The organism is Mucilaginibacter sp. P4_A11, from assembly GCF_056402535.1.
In genome coordinates, this window is sequence record NZ_JBFUHE010000012.1 from 179,909 (window position 1) to 195,087 (window position 15,179).

Annotated in this window: 13 protein-coding genes; 4 read left to right on the plus strand and 9 right to left on the minus strand. The window is 42.2% G+C overall.

Annotated features, from left to right (window positions below):
• Positions 1-21: 21 nt before the first annotated feature.
• The 7 genes from AC1DUD_RS22075 to AC1DUD_RS22105 all read right to left on the minus strand — a co-directional run bounded on the left by AC1DUD_RS22075 (position 22) and on the right by AC1DUD_RS22105 (position 9,449).
• Complete coding sequence (locus AC1DUD_RS22075; RefSeq protein WP_477378395.1) at positions 22-3,477, minus strand: trifunctional glycoside hydrolase family 18/polysaccharide deacetylase/glycosyltransferase family 2 protein; 3,456 nt, start codon at positions 3,475-3,477, stop codon at positions 22-24.
• A gap of 66 nt (positions 3,478-3,543) precedes the next feature.
• Positions 3,544-3,699, minus strand: a complete 156-nt coding sequence (locus AC1DUD_RS22080; protein WP_477378397.1) for a FeoB-associated Cys-rich membrane protein — start codon at positions 3,697-3,699, stop codon at positions 3,544-3,546.
• Between the two features lie 65 nt (positions 3,700-3,764).
• Positions 3,765-4,958 carry a hypothetical protein gene (locus tag AC1DUD_RS22085; RefSeq protein WP_477378399.1) on the minus strand — a complete coding sequence of 398 codons (1,194 nt, stop codon included), beginning with the start codon at positions 4,956-4,958 and terminating at the stop codon, positions 3,765-3,767.
• A 237-nt stretch (positions 4,959-5,195) separates the two neighbouring features.
• A complete protein-coding gene (locus tag AC1DUD_RS22090; RefSeq protein ID WP_477378401.1) occupies positions 5,196-6,029 on the minus strand; it encodes a type 1 glutamine amidotransferase in 834 nt (277 codons plus the stop codon).
• A 190-nt stretch (positions 6,030-6,219) separates the two neighbouring features.
• The gene (locus tag AC1DUD_RS22095; protein WP_477378403.1) at positions 6,220-7,317 is read right to left on the minus strand and encodes a carboxylate-amine ligase; all 1,098 of its coding nucleotides are present in this window, start codon (positions 7,315-7,317) and stop codon (positions 6,220-6,222) included.
• Between the two features lie 126 nt (positions 7,318-7,443).
• On the minus strand, positions 7,444-8,601 hold the full coding sequence (locus AC1DUD_RS22100) for an ATP-grasp domain-containing protein (RefSeq protein WP_477378405.1): 1,158 nt from the start codon (positions 8,599-8,601) through the stop codon (positions 7,444-7,446).
• Between the two features lie 140 nt (positions 8,602-8,741).
• Positions 8,742-9,449, minus strand: coding sequence for an esterase family protein (locus AC1DUD_RS22105; protein WP_477378407.1), 708 nt, complete (start codon positions 9,447-9,449; stop codon positions 8,742-8,744).
• A 136-nt stretch (positions 9,450-9,585) separates the two neighbouring features.
• Here AC1DUD_RS22105 and AC1DUD_RS22110 point away from each other — a divergent pair, with 136 nt between their 5' ends.
• Complete coding sequence (locus AC1DUD_RS22110; protein WP_477378409.1) at positions 9,586-10,401, plus strand: alpha/beta hydrolase; 816 nt, start codon at positions 9,586-9,588, stop codon at positions 10,399-10,401.
• 8 nt (positions 10,402-10,409) lie between these two features.
• Here the strand turns inward: AC1DUD_RS22110 and AC1DUD_RS22115 are convergent, their stop codons facing one another.
• Positions 10,410-10,916 (minus strand): hypothetical protein, encoded by a 507-nt coding sequence (locus AC1DUD_RS22115; protein ID WP_477378411.1) that lies wholly within the window; start codon positions 10,914-10,916, stop codon positions 10,410-10,412.
• A 207-nt stretch (positions 10,917-11,123) separates the two neighbouring features.
• On the opposite strand from AC1DUD_RS22115, the gene typA reads away from it, so the two are divergent.
• From typA to AC1DUD_RS22130, 3 genes are all read left to right on the plus strand, one after another.
• Positions 11,124-12,935: a translational GTPase TypA gene (gene typA / locus AC1DUD_RS22120; protein ID WP_477378413.1), complete on the plus strand. Its 1,812-nt coding sequence runs from the start codon at positions 11,124-11,126 to the stop codon at positions 12,933-12,935.
• Positions 12,936-13,032: 97 nt separating this feature from the next.
• Positions 13,033-13,644, plus strand: coding sequence for a YdeI/OmpD-associated family protein (locus AC1DUD_RS22125; RefSeq protein WP_477378415.1), 612 nt, complete (start codon positions 13,033-13,035; stop codon positions 13,642-13,644).
• Positions 13,645-13,697: 53 nt separating this feature from the next.
• Complete coding sequence (locus AC1DUD_RS22130; RefSeq protein ID WP_477378417.1) at positions 13,698-13,991, plus strand: YciI family protein; 294 nt, start codon at positions 13,698-13,700, stop codon at positions 13,989-13,991.
• 3 nt (positions 13,992-13,994) lie between these two features.
• Here the strand turns inward: AC1DUD_RS22130 and AC1DUD_RS22135 are convergent, their stop codons facing one another.
• Positions 13,995-15,083 (minus strand): alpha/beta hydrolase, encoded by a 1,089-nt coding sequence (locus tag AC1DUD_RS22135; protein ID WP_477378419.1) that lies wholly within the window; start codon positions 15,081-15,083, stop codon positions 13,995-13,997.
• Positions 15,084-15,179: the final 96 nt, after the last annotated feature.

Genomic DNA, 15,179 nt, shown 5'->3' on the forward strand with positions numbered 1-15,179 from the left:
TAAACTACAGGCCCGGTAATACTAACTATAGTGCTTATAAAGCAAATATCCTATCGCTACAATCACAGCAACGGCAATCACTATATATATCGGCTGCGTTTTTTTACTGCCTGCACCGCCAACATTCACATTGCCGGTACGTTTAAGTACACCCCATCCGCTCAACTCGCCTTTTAAAGCTTTACGCAAGGATTTAAAGAGTACATAATACATCAGCTGCCGCCACATAAACCGCTGCGGAATAATGTAGATGAGCTTCCTGTAATCTTCCTTTTCCATACGGAAAGCGATGATGCCTACTATAAAATCAACCACCACAAACGCTACATAATAAAGCAGCATCTTCTCTGGCTTTTCGCCAAACAGGGCGAACAACATCATCAGGTCTGCAAGAGGGGAGAACAATGGTAATATGATCTGGAAAATGAGAATGTTAGGCATCCCCACCATCCCAAAAAATTTGTATTTTTTGTTAAATAGCGCATCACGGTTTTTCCAGAAGCTTTGCATTACGCCGAAACTCCAGCGGAAACGCTGCTTAAGCAACATATTGATGCTTTCAGGCGCTTCGGTATAAGCAATGGCTTCGGCGCAATTGCGCACCACATAGCCTTGTTTAAGGATGCGCATAGTTAAATCACAATCCTCGGCAAGTGTATCATAAGTAAAGCCTCCCGCGCGGAAAATAGCCGATTTACGGAATGCACCTATTGCACCCGGCACAACAGTAATACTATTGATAAGATCGAAAGCACGTCGATCCATGTTTTGGGCTGTGATATATTCTATCGACTGCCAGCGTGTAATGATATTGGTTTCGTTACCAACCTTAACGGTTCCGGCTACGGCGCCTATTTCCTCATCGGTAAAATAGGTCATCAATTGGTAAACAGCATCCGTTTTGAGTTGAGTATCGGCATCAATACAAATAACAAAATCGTTTTGTGCGTGAGTTATGCCAAAGTTTAGGGCTGATGCCTTACCGCCGTTTGGTTTGGTCAAAATTTTGATTAGCGGGTTGCCTTTATAAGCAGCCTCTACAACTTCAAACGTTTTATCTTTTGATCCGTCATCAACAAAAATAATCTCGAATGATGGATAGTCGGTTTTAAGCAGGCTTTGTATAGTTGCTACCGCATTTATTTCTTCATTATAAGCAGGCACAATAATGCTCACTGCCGGCATCGCATCAATATTGCGATCAAGTTTTTTGGATTTTTTATCCACGCTCCGCTGCCTCACTGCTAAAATTCCTATAAGTACAATGCGTACGATAGCCAGGAATATAGCCGACAGGAATACATAGATCAACGCCCAATTGATATAGTAATAGCCATGAACAAAAACGTCATAAGCCGGGCCGAAAATGCCTGTGCTTGGATCATTTTTAATCGGCGGCATCAGATCGTCTTTAGTTTTACCAAGCACATCAGCAATGGTTGTGAACTGGTAGCCGTGCGATTTAAAGTAATGGATGATCTCGGGCAGGGCTTTAACAGTTTCTTCGCGGGTATCGCCACCAGCATCGTGCAGCAATATCATCGATCCGTTATCTTTTTGCCTTATAGTACGGGCTATAATACTATCAGCAGTTACACCGGGCTGCCAATCCCATGGGTCGATAGATTCGCCGATGGTGATATAGCTTTGACGGCGGCTTTCAGCAACCGGGATAACCTCTGCAAGGGTTTGCGGCTCAGCGTCGGCATTAAACGGCGGGCGGAACAAAATAGTACTTCGGCCGGTTACCGATTCAATAAGTTTACGGGTGGAGTTAAGTTCCAGTATCACCCTTTTTAAACTGATGGTTGAAATATCAGGGTGGAAGAAGGTATGGTTACCTATTTCGTAGCCTTCTTCATATTCGCGGCGCAACAGTTGTATGTTTTTTTCGGCCATGGAGCCAACCACAAAGAAAGCTGCGGGTACTTTTTCGGCTTTAAGGATATCTAAAATACGTGGTGTGAAATCAGGATCGGGGCCATCGTCAAAAGTCAAAACTACTTTTTTAGGGGCATAACCATACCGCCGAATCACGTATTTGGTAGGAAGTTTTATATAATGCTGATCAAGAATAGTAAACGTGGAGGTATCCATTTTTACATTGATCTCGCCTGTTGTAGGCGTTGTGATGAGGTCAAGCACCTCGCCATCGCCATCATAATCAACATTTACGCGGTTGTTCAAACCTACCGAAGTAAGTTTGCGCATGTCGATACCTGTTTTTCTCAAAGAATCTATCGACAGGTTTTTCTGAAAAAACGTCCATAGGCGTGGGTCTTCTGCACCTAAACGCCATAAAGCCACGCCACCGGTTGCCCAGTCGTCGGCCATGCGGATCACGTTAAAATTGGTTGCGGCATCGGTAAAATATACAGTATGGTCAAGACTATCCTTGTCCATATAAGTATAGTGCAGGTTGGCCGAACTTGGGTCGAAGATGATCTTGCTTTTTTGCTCATCGGCAGTACTGATAGCCTGCTGATATCCCATTGTTTTACCTACGCTGTTTTCGCGCCAATCATAAGCACCACCTGCAAATGTTAAAATTATTTTTTCTGAAGGTACCTTTGAACACACATCATCCAGGATCTGCTCAACCCAGCGCTGGTTTGAAAGGTCGCCGGCGTTGGTAGCTTCATAATGCTCATCAATAGCCATGATAAACAGGAAGTCGTTCACATGCTGCAGTTTTGTAATGTCGAAGCTTTCATCTTCGGGCACTATGTTTTGCGTAACCAGAAAACCTTTTGCATGCAGGGTTTCATAAAGCTCTTTTTGAAAAGTGATGTAGTTTTTGCTGTTACGATCTTTGAGCTCATCAAAATCAACATTGATTCCCTTTAGCTTATTTTTGGTAAGTGCATTAACTATGCTATTAATGAAGTTACCACGAAGTGCTTTGTTGTTAACAATGCGGTCAACATCCTTAGTATCATAGCCACCATGTGCATTATCATAGTTTACGTAGTTTGATAGCGAAACAATAATAGGCTTGTTGTACTTTTTATTGAGGTTCATTAGCCCGGTATCGAGCTTGGTGATAACGGTATCTGTTTTTGGCGCTATAAAAAAACCTTCACTTACCACCATATCCAGGTGGCCGATATTTACTACCAGTGAGTTATAGGCTTGAGGTTCCCAAGCGCGGTAAAAAGCAGCATTGATCCGGTCTTTATTGTTGGGTTGTTTAAGCTGGTGAAGTTTTTTAGCACGTTCAAGGGCTTCTATTTCAGATTTTTGTATTTTGAACGATTTAAACTTAGTTGATTGTTTTAACTTCTCAAGCTCCTCTTTGGTCATTTTTTTTGGAGCAGGGTTAAGGTTGGGTAGCTCGGGGTAGTATGTTGAACGGATAGTAACAATTACGGCTATAATACCAATAATCAACACAGCCAGTAGTACACGGCTTAGCCATTTAAAACGGTTCCACCTACCGGGATTATCAGCCTGAAAAACTTGCTTGCTTGACGACATTAAGAGAAATTACTTTACTAAAAGTATTGGTTAGTTATGAAGATTGTATGAAATGGGAATTTAGCATTATTTAGCGGTTTTTCCAGGTTCAATACCTGAAAAATCAACACCACATTTGCAATTGCCACCACAACTTTTTTTGGTAGTAAGAGTCTTATACATCATACGGCCGATGTAGAAAACAGCGCCTGCAAAAAGTATCGCGATAATGATGATCTGCATATTCATAAAGACAAAATTAAGCATTATTTAATATATACGTACAGACAGGGTAATTAGTACAAAGTTTAACGGCGCATAAAAGCAATTGTGCCGCCAACCCAATTATAATCCTTGTTATAGCGTACTCCTATCATTTTTCCGCGGCTTAGCCGTGCAAGGTTGATAGCAAGCGTAGGTTTATCATCCCCCTCCGGCCAAAGGTACAGCAGCCTGATCTCAGCCTTTACGCCGCCTTCCGGTGATTGTAGAACGGGTTCGTAATTTACCTTTTGCTGTAAGATCCAATTTTCAGGATCTGTGATGGCCTCTATATCTTCCTTACTAATATCAATAATTACGCCCTGACCTGCAAAAGAGAACAACGGTTTAAGTACATAGTTTTCCAAATCGGCAGGAATTTGTTGTACCTGGTGCAAAAACTGCGTTTTTGGGATATGATCGCCTGTTAAAAAAGGCATGGTGAATTTGCTGATGCGGTAAAACCAGTTTGGGTGCGTGATCCATTCAACCTCAAGAGGCTGCCTGATATCGGCAAATTGAGTAAAGATTTCCGGGTCACCTGCAATCTCGTCAAATATCAAACGATTGTAGATACGTTTAATTTGTTTCTTTTGATCGCCGGCCAAGTAATATAGCTTTTTACCATCCTGAATCAGATCGCTTAATGACACCACTGGTATGCCGATGTACTTTTGGGTAAGATAAAAGTCGACTGCTGTTTTTTGTTCCGGGGCGTTCACATCCATCAATACAACTTCACCTGGCCGGTAAGGGCCGATGATTGTTTTTTTAAGCAGATCGAGATAACTTTCCTTATTCAATCCACTAAAAAAGATGGTTTCATTGTCGGGAATATCATAGACTTCCCGGTAAGTATCGCCCAAATGTACCTGGAAACCGTAAAGTGAAGGGAAACCCTGCAATTCGATCAGTTTTGGAACGATATTTCCCTGCTCATCTTTACAGATGCCAAAATCCAAAGCGATAAAATGAGAATGATTGTTTTCATTAGCTACCCGCCAAAAATCAGGAATGGCCCGTTCAGTAAGTTCTTTAAAATCAGGACGGAGGATGGAGTCTACGATATCATTCCCAGCTGCTATAAGCTTATCGCGGAAATCTTCAGTCAAAAAAACAGGGGTTTCCGCCACACGGAAGGAGACAAGCTCCTTTAAGCCATTATTGAGCTTGTCAAGAAATTGACTGTATTTCTCGTCGCTGAATTTTTCGTTAAATGTTTCTCTGACTGATGGATTCATAGATAATCATATTTAAATCACAGTAAGTTTATTATGACATAATTAAAAATTATCGTCATGTTGAACTTGTTTCAACACCTCACTCGCCAAGCCACATGCTAAGCAAATCGCCCACCTTTCTTGTGGGGTGCTGAAACAAGTTCAGCATGACGGCGTGGAAGTGAAATGACAATAGTGCCTGTCACCTTTCGACAGGCTCAGGATGACAGGCACTCTACACCCGACAGAAGATTATAATTACACCACACCCAATACACTTTCTACCGCTGCGTCCAAAAAATTTGGAATAAGCGTGTGTTGGGTATGCGTTATTTTATCCGGATCGTCAAGCCGGTCAAGCATCTCACGGTATTTAACCTCTCCATGCTCGCTGATCACTTCATCTTTTTTTTCTTCACGAAGCAACATCCCTTTCATTCCCCCAGCATCAGCTTCAGGATGAAACTGTGTGGCGAAAAAGTAATCATTATACCTGATGGCCATCATAGCCCGCGGCATGTCAATATGTGGTCGCTCTTTTTCGATAGCTACCAGTTGCATACCCAACTCATTAAACCGTTTTTCATCCGGATTGATCACCTGCCAGCTTCGCGAATCAACGGCGTAAAAAGGTTCGGCCAAACCTTCAAATAATGGTTCATTCAAACCCAAATCAGTCTTATTTACAGGTAGCACCCCAAATGAAGGCGAACGGCGCATATTGATATCGCCCAGTTTGTAATAACGGCACATCAGCTGAAACGAGTGGCACACGAAGAATACATGTTTTTTGTTACTGTTGTTTGACAGGTTGTGATCTTCCAGCTTGTTAACCAGGTTAAAGTATTTCTTTTCCCATTCGGTACCCTCGGTTTCCAAAGGGTTGCCGGGGCCGCCGCTTGAAATGTAAATATCAAAATTAATGCCCGGCATTTCGCATTTACGACGTACATCAAAAATCTGGTAACTTAAATTCAGATCATGTTCGGCCTTATATCGCTTCAAAATATCCTGGAAACCACGCATACCTTCGTTCGCTATCCCATCATACAGATCAAGTATGGCCACTTTTATTTCCGGTTTTTCCGTCATATTATAAAGTCCTGTTTTATCAATCAAAAAATCCAAGTGTCATTTCGACGAACCGGTTGGGAATTGCGAGGGGCGGTGAGGAGAAATCTTATACGCCATGCAGTGAACCCTGCATGGCGTATAAGATTTCTCTTTCGCTCCGGCGCCCGGCCTGCCCTGGCTCTATCGAAATGACATTTTAATTTGGCTCCTACAATCCTTTCAACGTTTGCGAAGTGATATAGTCAACCACGTCGGTAAAGTTATTGTTTTGCTGGTAAATGGCCAGTTGCCTGTCGGCACCGGTGCCATGCTCCAATATATTATGTACATATTGCAGGTCATCGCGCGAGCCAAGTTCATCAACTACATCGTCAACAAAATCAAGCAACTCTAAAATCAGCGAACGGGTATTTACCTCCATTTCCTTTCCAAAATCAATCATTTTACCGTCGATACCGTAACGGGCGGCACGCCATTTATTTTCATTGATGAGTGCGCGTGAATAGTTAATGAACGTCATGTTTTGCGCCCTTAGCTTATACAACTTAGCGCACAAAGCCTGGAATAACGCGGTAAAAGCTATAGTTTCATCAACCAGCATTGGGCAGTCGCAAATGCGGAACTCGATGGTTTCAAAGAAGGGGTGTACCCGGATATCCCACCAGATCTTCTTGGCGTTATCAATACAATTGGTTTTTACCAGCAGCTTAATGTAGCGGTCGTACTCCTCAATACTGCTGAAATAATCAGGGATGCCTGTACGCGGAAACTTGTCAAAAACCTTGGTGCGGAATGATTTGAAACCCGTATTTCGTCCTTCCCAAAAGGGGGAATTGGTTGACAATGCATAAATGTGCGGTAAAAAGTACCGTACCTGGTTAGCAATGTGAATAGCCATATCACGCGACTGGATGCCCACATGTACATGTAACCCGAAAATGAGGTTTGAACGGGCAGCCTCCTGCATCTCATCCACAATTTCAAAATACCTCGGATTATCGGTAATTAACTGATGCTGCCAGTGCGAAAAGGGGTGGGTGCCGGCGGCGCCAATCCGCAGACCAATATCGCCGGCCAGTTGAGCCACTGTTGTTCGCAGCTTACTTACCTCTTTACGGGCTTCCTCTGTATTGCGGCAAATGTGCGTACCTACTTCAACCACTGCCTGGTGCATTTCGGCCTTTACCTGGTCTTCATGGATCTTTTGCGCGCTATCTACTATTTTTTGCTCATGCGATTTTAGTTCCCGCGATACGGGATCAATCACCATAAATTCTTCTTCAACGCCTAAGGTAAATTCGTTCATAATTGGTTAGGGTTATTAATAAAAAACGTCATGCTGAACTTGTTTCAGCACCCCAATGCAGGGTATAAACCATGCAAGTTCAACTTAGCAGATGAGGTATCGAAACAAGTTCGGCATGACTTGGTATTATTTCTTAGCCATCTTTTTTGGCTTAGGCGCTGCTTTTTCTTTTACAGCCGCCGCTTTTACTACTGGTTCTTTTGCTACAACAGTTTTTGCAACCGGCGCTTTAACTGCTTTAGCTTTCTTCACTTCCCCTTCCGCTTCAATAGTATGATCAACTGCAGCTACCGAAACATCTGCTTTAGCCGCTGCTTTTTTAACGGCTGCTACCAGCGGTGTTTTTGCTGCCGATGTTTTTACATACTCGCCCCAGGTAAGGTTATCAATACCGTCTTTTTGACTTTTTGCGCGGTCAATAGCATAATCGGCGGCGGTTTCAACCACCCAATCGAAGTTTTCCTGGCCTACGCTGGTAACTTCGGCATCAGGGGCAGGGTTGCAGAAGTCGATTGCGTAAGGGATGCCATCGCGTATAGCAAACTCAACTGTGTTAAAATCGTAACCTAAATATTGGTTCAGTTTAATAACATAATCTTTAACAGTATCCAGTAATTTTTTTGATGCAGGTGCTTTGCCATGCTCGTAACGCAGGTGATGTGGGTTGCGCGGCTCATACTGCATAATGCGTACATGCTTGCCGCCAATGCAATAGCAACGGAAGTAATCGTCAAAAACAACCTCTTCCTGCAGCATCATTACATATTGTTTGGTTTTATTGTATTTGTCGAAAAAATCCTTCTCGTTTTCAATTTTGTAAACTTCTTTCCAGCCGCCGCCGTCAAATGGTTTCATATAGGCCGGAAAACCTACATAGTTAAAAATACCATTCCAGTCTAAGGGATAGGCCAGGTTACGAAACGATTTATTGGTAGTGTCGTTGGGCAGTTCTTTTGATGGCAGGATCACTGTTTTAGGAACCGGAACCCCAATTTTTACGGCGAGGGCATTGTTGAAAAACTTTTCGTCGGCACTCCACCAAAAGGGGTTGTTGATCACGGCTTTGCCGCAAATGGCAGCATTTTTTAAGGCTGCACGATAGTAAGGAACATCCTGCGAAATACGGTCGACGATCACAGCATAGTCAAGCGGTTCGGCCTGCATTACCTTATCAAGCCGAACAAACTCGGCACTGATGCCTTTTTCTGCTTTTTGGTTTATCCGATCAACAAATGCTTGTGGAAACGAATCTTCCTGTCCGAATAAGATGCCAATTTTTTTCATGATAGTAGGTGTTTATATATTTGTTTTTCTTTGGGTTTCAGTAGTATTAAATATTGTCTCCTATTTCTTTATTTTCTGCTTTTTTTTCTTGTCTCCTGGTTCTTAATTTCTCGACTCTTTGTTCTTGCTTTCTTGACTCTTTATTTGATGGTTGATAGATAATGTGGGAACATTTCGCGCCAGATGGGCCAGTCATGATTGGCAAACGGGCGGATATCCAGCCAATGTTTAATGTTTTTTTGCTTTAAAATGTTTGAGAGCTGGATATTATATCCTTTGCATATGTCGTGCTCGGATGTACCAAGGATGATATTCATTTGCCAAAGATCATGCTGGTTGCTGCCCGGCAAAAAATCAACCGGGTTATTATAAAATATATTGTCATCATAATAACCATCGGTAAACATTTTGATATCAAATGCCCCGCCCATGCTAAACAGGTGCCTTACCTTTTCGGGATGCTTGAATGCAAAATTGGCTGCGTGATATCCGCCGAAGCTGCAGCCGGCAACAGCTACTTTGCCAACACCTGTTTCATGCATGGCCCAGGGGATAAGCTCGTTCAGCAGCATACGGTCATACCCGGCATAGGTTTTGGCCCTGTCGGCCGGGTGGATGCCTTTGTTGTACCAGCTGCGGTCGTCGATGGTATCGGGGCAGTAGATCTTCACCAGGCCGTTATCGATAAACCATTTTACGCTCTCGATCAGCCCGAAATCTTTGTTTTGATAATAGCGGCCTTTGGTGGTAGGGAAAACAATTACGGGGTAACCACGGTCGCCGAATACCAGCATTTCGAGGTCGGTGTTGGTGTTGGGGGAATGCCAGCGGTGAAATTTTTCGGTCAAAGCAGTGTAGTTTTTATAATGATTGTAAGTTAGGAGGTTTGTTTGAAAAAGGCAACAGCCTGATAATATTAATCCTTAGCCCCAAAAAGTAAAAAGTATAGTTTATTTTTGCGCCCTTAATTTAATTTAGAAAGAGATGTACCCGGGCTGGCTTGATACTGAAATGACGATTATTGAACAAGATATAAATATAACCTCGGCAGTGCTTGGGCGGGAAGTAAACTTAACCATACTGAAACCCGAGGATAGTGATATTGCCGAGCCCCTGAACCTGCTGCTGCTTAACGACGGGCAGGAACTTGAAAACCTGGGACTAAAAGCAACCCTCGAAACATTATATAATACCAATCGCCTTAAACCCGTACTGATTGTGGCTATCCATGCTGGTGAAGACCGCCTAGATGAATATGGTATTGCCGGTAAACCCGATTTTAAAGGCAGGGGTGCTAAAGCTGATATCTATACGCAATTTATAAAAGAAGAATTGCTGCCTCAATTAGAGCAATTGACAGGTTTTAATGAATTTGATACAACTGCGTTCGCTGGCTTTTCGCTCGGCGGCTTATCTGCTTTCGACATTGTTTGGAACAATGCTGCATTGTTTAATAAGGCCGGCGTTTTTTCAGGGTCATTTTGGTGGCGGGGAAAAGACCTTGCCAAAGGTTATACAGAGGCCGACAGGCTGATGCACCAGGTAATAAGGGAAACTAAAGCTAAGCCCGCTATCAGCGCCTGGCTGCAAACCGGTACTAAAGACGAAAGCAGCGACCGGAATAAAAACGGCATTATTGATGCCATTGATGATACCATCGACCTAATCAGGGAAATGGAGACCAAAGGGTTTAAACGCCCGGAGGAAATACAGTATGTTGAAATAGTAGGAGGTACCCATGATGTTACTACCTGGGGCAAGGCAATGAGTAAGTTTTTGGTTTGGGCTTTTGGTAGATAGGGATAGTTTTAATTACTTATTTCTACGGTAGATACAAACTCGTCTTTCTTTTTGATATCTGCATTGGGAGCTAAAATTGATGATACACTATAAAGCTTATTGCCAATGATGAACATAAATAAGAAGTATTTTTTGCTTTTATCGTCAACTCCGGTACTTGTGTAGTTGGTAAATCCTTTCCATGTCCCTATTTTAAAATCTTCGAGCTCAACAGTTGGAAGGCTTTTTAGTATACCTGCTTTTAGTTGGGAGGCAAATTCTGGTGTAGTTTTATAAGGGGCAATTGCAGTTGAATCAACACCGGCAGTCGCCGCAAAATCAACGACGGTAAAAACGTAAGCTACCAATGTATCTTTGGATGTTGCGATGAAGGTGCCTTTTATTTTTTCCACCGGTTCAGTAGGAAATTTAAGTGAAACACGATTATCGGCTTTATGGGTTATCCAGTTAGTTTGGGCATGGATTATATTGACAGCAAATATTACCGTGAACAGGAGCGTGATAAGTTTTTTCATTTCGATCTAAATTCAGCAAAAATTATAGAATTGCCAATAAAAATTATAGAAAGAAGTAACAATTAAGGTCGTCCATGTATCTTTAAGGCTTATCCTGTAAGCGTTGTTTCGTAAGCATAGTGTATTAATTATCAACTATAACTTGTAAACGCTTTATAATCTCATATATTAAGCGTACCTTTGCGCCAAATTTTAGGGAGCATTTCAATGCAAAAAATAAGAAATATCGCGATTATAGCGCACGTTGACCACGGTAAAACTACTTTGGTTGATAAAATTCTGCACAGCTGTGCCATTTTTAGGGACAATGAGCAAACCGGAGAGTTGATCCTCGACAACAATGACCTTGAACGTGAGCGTGGTATCACCATCGTTTCAAAAAACGTTTCGGTAATGTATAAAGATGTTAAGATCAACATTATCGATACCCCTGGTCACGCCGATTTTGGTGGCGAGGTTGAGCGTGTATTGAAAATGGCTGATGGTGTGTTATTGCTTTGCGACGCTTTTGAAGGTGCTATGCCTCAAACACGTTTCGTAACACAAAAAGCTTTGGCTTTAGGTCTTAAGCCAATTGTGGTTGTAAACAAAGTTGACAAAGAAAACTGTCGCCCTGAAGAAGTTTACGAACAGATTTTTGAATTATTCTTCAACCTTGAAGCTACTGAAGAGCAACTGGATTTCCCGGTTATCTACGGTTCATCAAAACAAGGCTGGATGAGCACAGATTATAAAAAACCAACAACGGATATTTTCCCGTTAATGGATGCCATTTTGGAAAACATTCCTCCTGCACCTATTGCTGAAGGAACTTTACAAATGCAGATCACTTCGTTAGATTACTCATCTTTCGTAGGCCGTATCGCTATCGGCAGGGTTGCCCGTGGTACTATCAAAGAAAACCAGCCGGTATCATTGGTAAAACGCGATGGCACTATCCAAAAATCAAGAATTAAAGAACTTTATACATTTGAAGGTTTGGGTAAAGTACGCGCTACTGAAGTTAGCTCGGGCGATATCTGTGCCGTAGTAGGTATTGAAGGTTTTGATATTGGTGATACTATTGCCGATTTTGAAAAACCAGAACAACTGGAAGTAATTAAAATTGATGAGCCAACAATGAACATGTTGTTCACCATCAATACTTCACCTTTCTTTGGTAAAGAAGGTAAATTTGTTACTTCACGCCACCTGCGCGACCGTTTGTACAAAGAGATGGAAAAAAATCTGGCGCTTAAGGTTGTTGAAACCGAATCGCCTGATTCATATTTAGTTTATGGTCGTGGTATCCTTCACTTGTCGGTATTGATCGAAACTATGCGTCGCGAAGGTTACGAATTGCAGGTTGGTCAGCCACAGGTTATCGTTAAAGAAATTAACGGAGTTAAATGTGAGCCGGTTGAAACCCTTATTGTTGATGTACCGGGCGATGTTGCCGGTAAAGTAATTGAGCTGGTAACGCAACGTAAAGGTGATCTGTTGATCATGGAGCCTAAAGGCGATTTGCAGCACCTTGAGTTTGATATCCCTGCACGCGGTATCATCGGTTTACGTAACAACGTATTAACTGCAACAGGCGGCGAGGCTATTATGGCACACCGTTTCAAAGCATACGAACCATGGAAAGGTCAGATCCCGGGCCGTTTAAATGGAGTATTGGTATCAATGGATACCGGTAAAACTACTGCTTTCGCAATTGATAAATTACAGGATCGTGGCAGGTTTCACGTTGATCCGGGAGTTGACATTTACGAAGGCCAGGTTTTAGGCGAGCACATCCGCGATAACGATTTGGTTATTAACTTAACTAAAGGCAAGCAGTTAACCAACATGCGTGCATCAGGTAGCGATACCAACGTACGTATTGCTCCGGCTATTAAGTTCTCATTAGAGGAGTCAATGGAGTATATCCAAGCCGATGAGTACATTGAGGTTACACCGCAAAGCATCCGTTTACGTAAGATCTATCTTAACGAGAACGAACGTAAAATCAACGCTAAGAAATTTACCAGCCAATAATATCTGGTAAACAAGCATATGAAGCCCTCCGTTAACCGGGGGGCTTTTTTTGTGGTGTAGATTTTTGCTGGAGTTATTGTAATCATTAACTTTAATTATGGAACATTACGATAACCGGGTTGATGCCTACATTGAAAAATCGCCTGAATTTGCACGACCAATTTTAAACTACATCAGGGCCCTGGTACACGAAACTGCGCCTATGGTAACTGAAACCATGAAATGGAGCATGCCTTTTTTTGATTATAAAGGTGTGGTTTGCGCCATGGCGGCTTTTAAACAGCATTGCTCGTTTGGATTTTGGAAGGCATCTTTATTGTACGATCCGCAAAAAGTATTGAGCCTGGCCGATCAGGCAGCGGGTAGTTTTGGCCGCTTAAGCAGCATTGATGACCTGCCGCCAAAAGATGTACTGGTTGAATTTATACATCAGGCTATAATCTTAAATGAAGATAATAAAGTAAAACCAGCCCCTGCAAAAAAGGCGCCTGCCGAAAGAGGAGAGTTAATAATCCCTGACTACTTCATGAAATTTTTAGAGGCTCATCCGCAAGCGTGGCTTAATTTAAATCAGTTTAGCTATTCGCAGAAAAAGGAATACATAGACTGGATAACCGAAGCCAAAACCGAAGCTACCCGCCTTAAACGCATGGAAACAGCTGCTGAATGGCTTACGGAAGGTAAATCAAGGCATTGGAAGTATAAATAATTCGATAACTTTGGTTGAACAATGCCTTGCCGTAGTATTAATATATAACGCTTATGTTTCTTATTGATCTCGAATATATAGCACCTCTTGAGGTGGTGGATGCTTACATGGAAGTCCATTTAAATCATCTCAAAAAATATTATGATGAAAAGGTGTTAATTGTATGGGGGCGAAAAGTTCCGCTTACAGGCGGTTTTATCGTTGCAAATGCAAGTTCAAAGGAAAAAATAGAGAAGGTTATCAGCGAGGACCCATTTTATAAACGTAATGTTGCCAAGTTTACCATCACCGAATTTTTAACTTCTGTATACCACCCGGATTTAATGACGTTATTGAACTCCAAATAAACTTTAGTTCACTTTATCCAACCGGGTGGGTTTTTCATGCAGCGGGCTGTAAAGTATATACATCTTGCCGGCTTCGGTACGGAAAAAGATCTCATCTCTTTCGTTTTCATACATGAAAAATGAATCTTTAGCAAAGGGTACAAAGACTATAGGCGGTTGGTCATTGTTTGCAAAGTAAAGTTTGTTATCCGCTACATATAGTTTGAATTTACTTTTAGTACTATCGCCTGGTATAATATAAGTGCCGGTATATTGCTGCAGATCTTTAACAGGTATGCTTATCTCTTTATGTTTTTTACAATAAGCAAATGCAATAGCGTTTTGCATTACCTGGGCTAAGGCCGCTCCATGCCCGGCGTTAGGAGTGATGGCTGTTGCTATATCAAGACCTTTGCAGTGCTGACTTTCCATATATGCCTTAAAATCTTCAATGTTTTTGGCGGTGGTGTGTTCAAAAGAGCCTACGCCTAAAAATACCCGGCTGTTAAGATCATGGTTATTGGCAAAATATTTTTTTGCCGAAGGAATCAGCTCATTGCCGCCATTACCGGGTGCGCCTATAAAGATCATGTTAAACAGCTTGGGGTGCTCAAATAATACCATAGTGGTAGACATGCCTCCGTACGAATAGCCGTATAGGGCTTTATTGTCGCTTACACGGTATTTACTTTGTATAAATGGGATTACCTCCTGCTCAATAAACGAAATGAATTTTGATCCGCCGGTTGCAGGGTTCAGATCGCGGCTCCGTTGGTTAGTGCGCTCGCCGTAGCCTATGCCTACAATGAGTGCTTCGGTGGTTTCATAGTCCTGCCGCAGCATATTAAAGCAGTTCATGGCTACAGTCATGTTCCAGTCGCCATCAGTCATGTATAATACCGGGTATTTAGTTTTGGTGGTATCATAGCCCGGAGGGAAATGTACATAGATGGTATAATCCTCGCCAATAACTTTTGAGCTGTAATCCCACCGAACCATGTCTTTATCGGTAAACGTAGTGGGAGAGGTGCTTTTAACCTGGCTATAGGCAATATTCATCAGAAAGATAAAAGTTAACAAGGAGAAGCTGAGCTTAAGTGTTTGTTTTATCATGGCGGTGGAGTTGGTTATATAAGTAAGATGACCTTAATATACAAAAGGTTACAGTATCGTTATAAAATAATGCCCTTAGGTTTGAACTTAAACCTG

Coding starts and splice junctions, on each gene's coding strand:
- AC1DUD_RS22085 (WP_477378399.1), bottom strand. CDS start 4,958: ATGAATCCATCAGTCAGAGAAACATTTAACGAAAAATTCAGCGACGAG.
- typA (WP_477378413.1), top strand. CDS start 11,124: ATGCAAAAAATAAGAAATATCGCGATTATAGCGCACGTTGACCACGGT.
- AC1DUD_RS22110 (WP_477378409.1), top strand. CDS start 9,586: ATGTACCCGGGCTGGCTTGATACTGAAATGACGATTATTGAACAAGAT.
- AC1DUD_RS22090 (WP_477378401.1), bottom strand. CDS start 6,029: ATGACGGAAAAACCGGAAATAAAAGTGGCCATACTTGATCTGTATGAT.
- AC1DUD_RS22075 (WP_477378395.1), bottom strand. CDS start 3,477: ATGTCGTCAAGCAAGCAAGTTTTTCAGGCTGATAATCCCGGTAGGTGG.
- AC1DUD_RS22135 (WP_477378419.1), bottom strand. CDS start 15,083: ATGATAAAACAAACACTTAAGCTCAGCTTCTCCTTGTTAACTTTTATC.
- AC1DUD_RS22130 (WP_477378417.1), top strand. CDS start 13,698: ATGTTTCTTATTGATCTCGAATATATAGCACCTCTTGAGGTGGTGGAT.
- AC1DUD_RS22095 (WP_477378403.1), bottom strand. CDS start 7,317: ATGAACGAATTTACCTTAGGCGTTGAAGAAGAATTTATGGTGATTGAT.
- AC1DUD_RS22115 (WP_477378411.1), bottom strand. CDS start 10,916: ATGAAAAAACTTATCACGCTCCTGTTCACGGTAATATTTGCTGTCAAT.
- AC1DUD_RS22125 (WP_477378415.1), top strand. CDS start 13,033: ATGGAACATTACGATAACCGGGTTGATGCCTACATTGAAAAATCGCCT.
- AC1DUD_RS22100 (WP_477378405.1), bottom strand. CDS start 8,601: ATGAAAAAAATTGGCATCTTATTCGGACAGGAAGATTCGTTTCCACAA.
- AC1DUD_RS22080 (WP_477378397.1), bottom strand. CDS start 3,699: ATGCAGATCATCATTATCGCGATACTTTTTGCAGGCGCTGTTTTCTAC.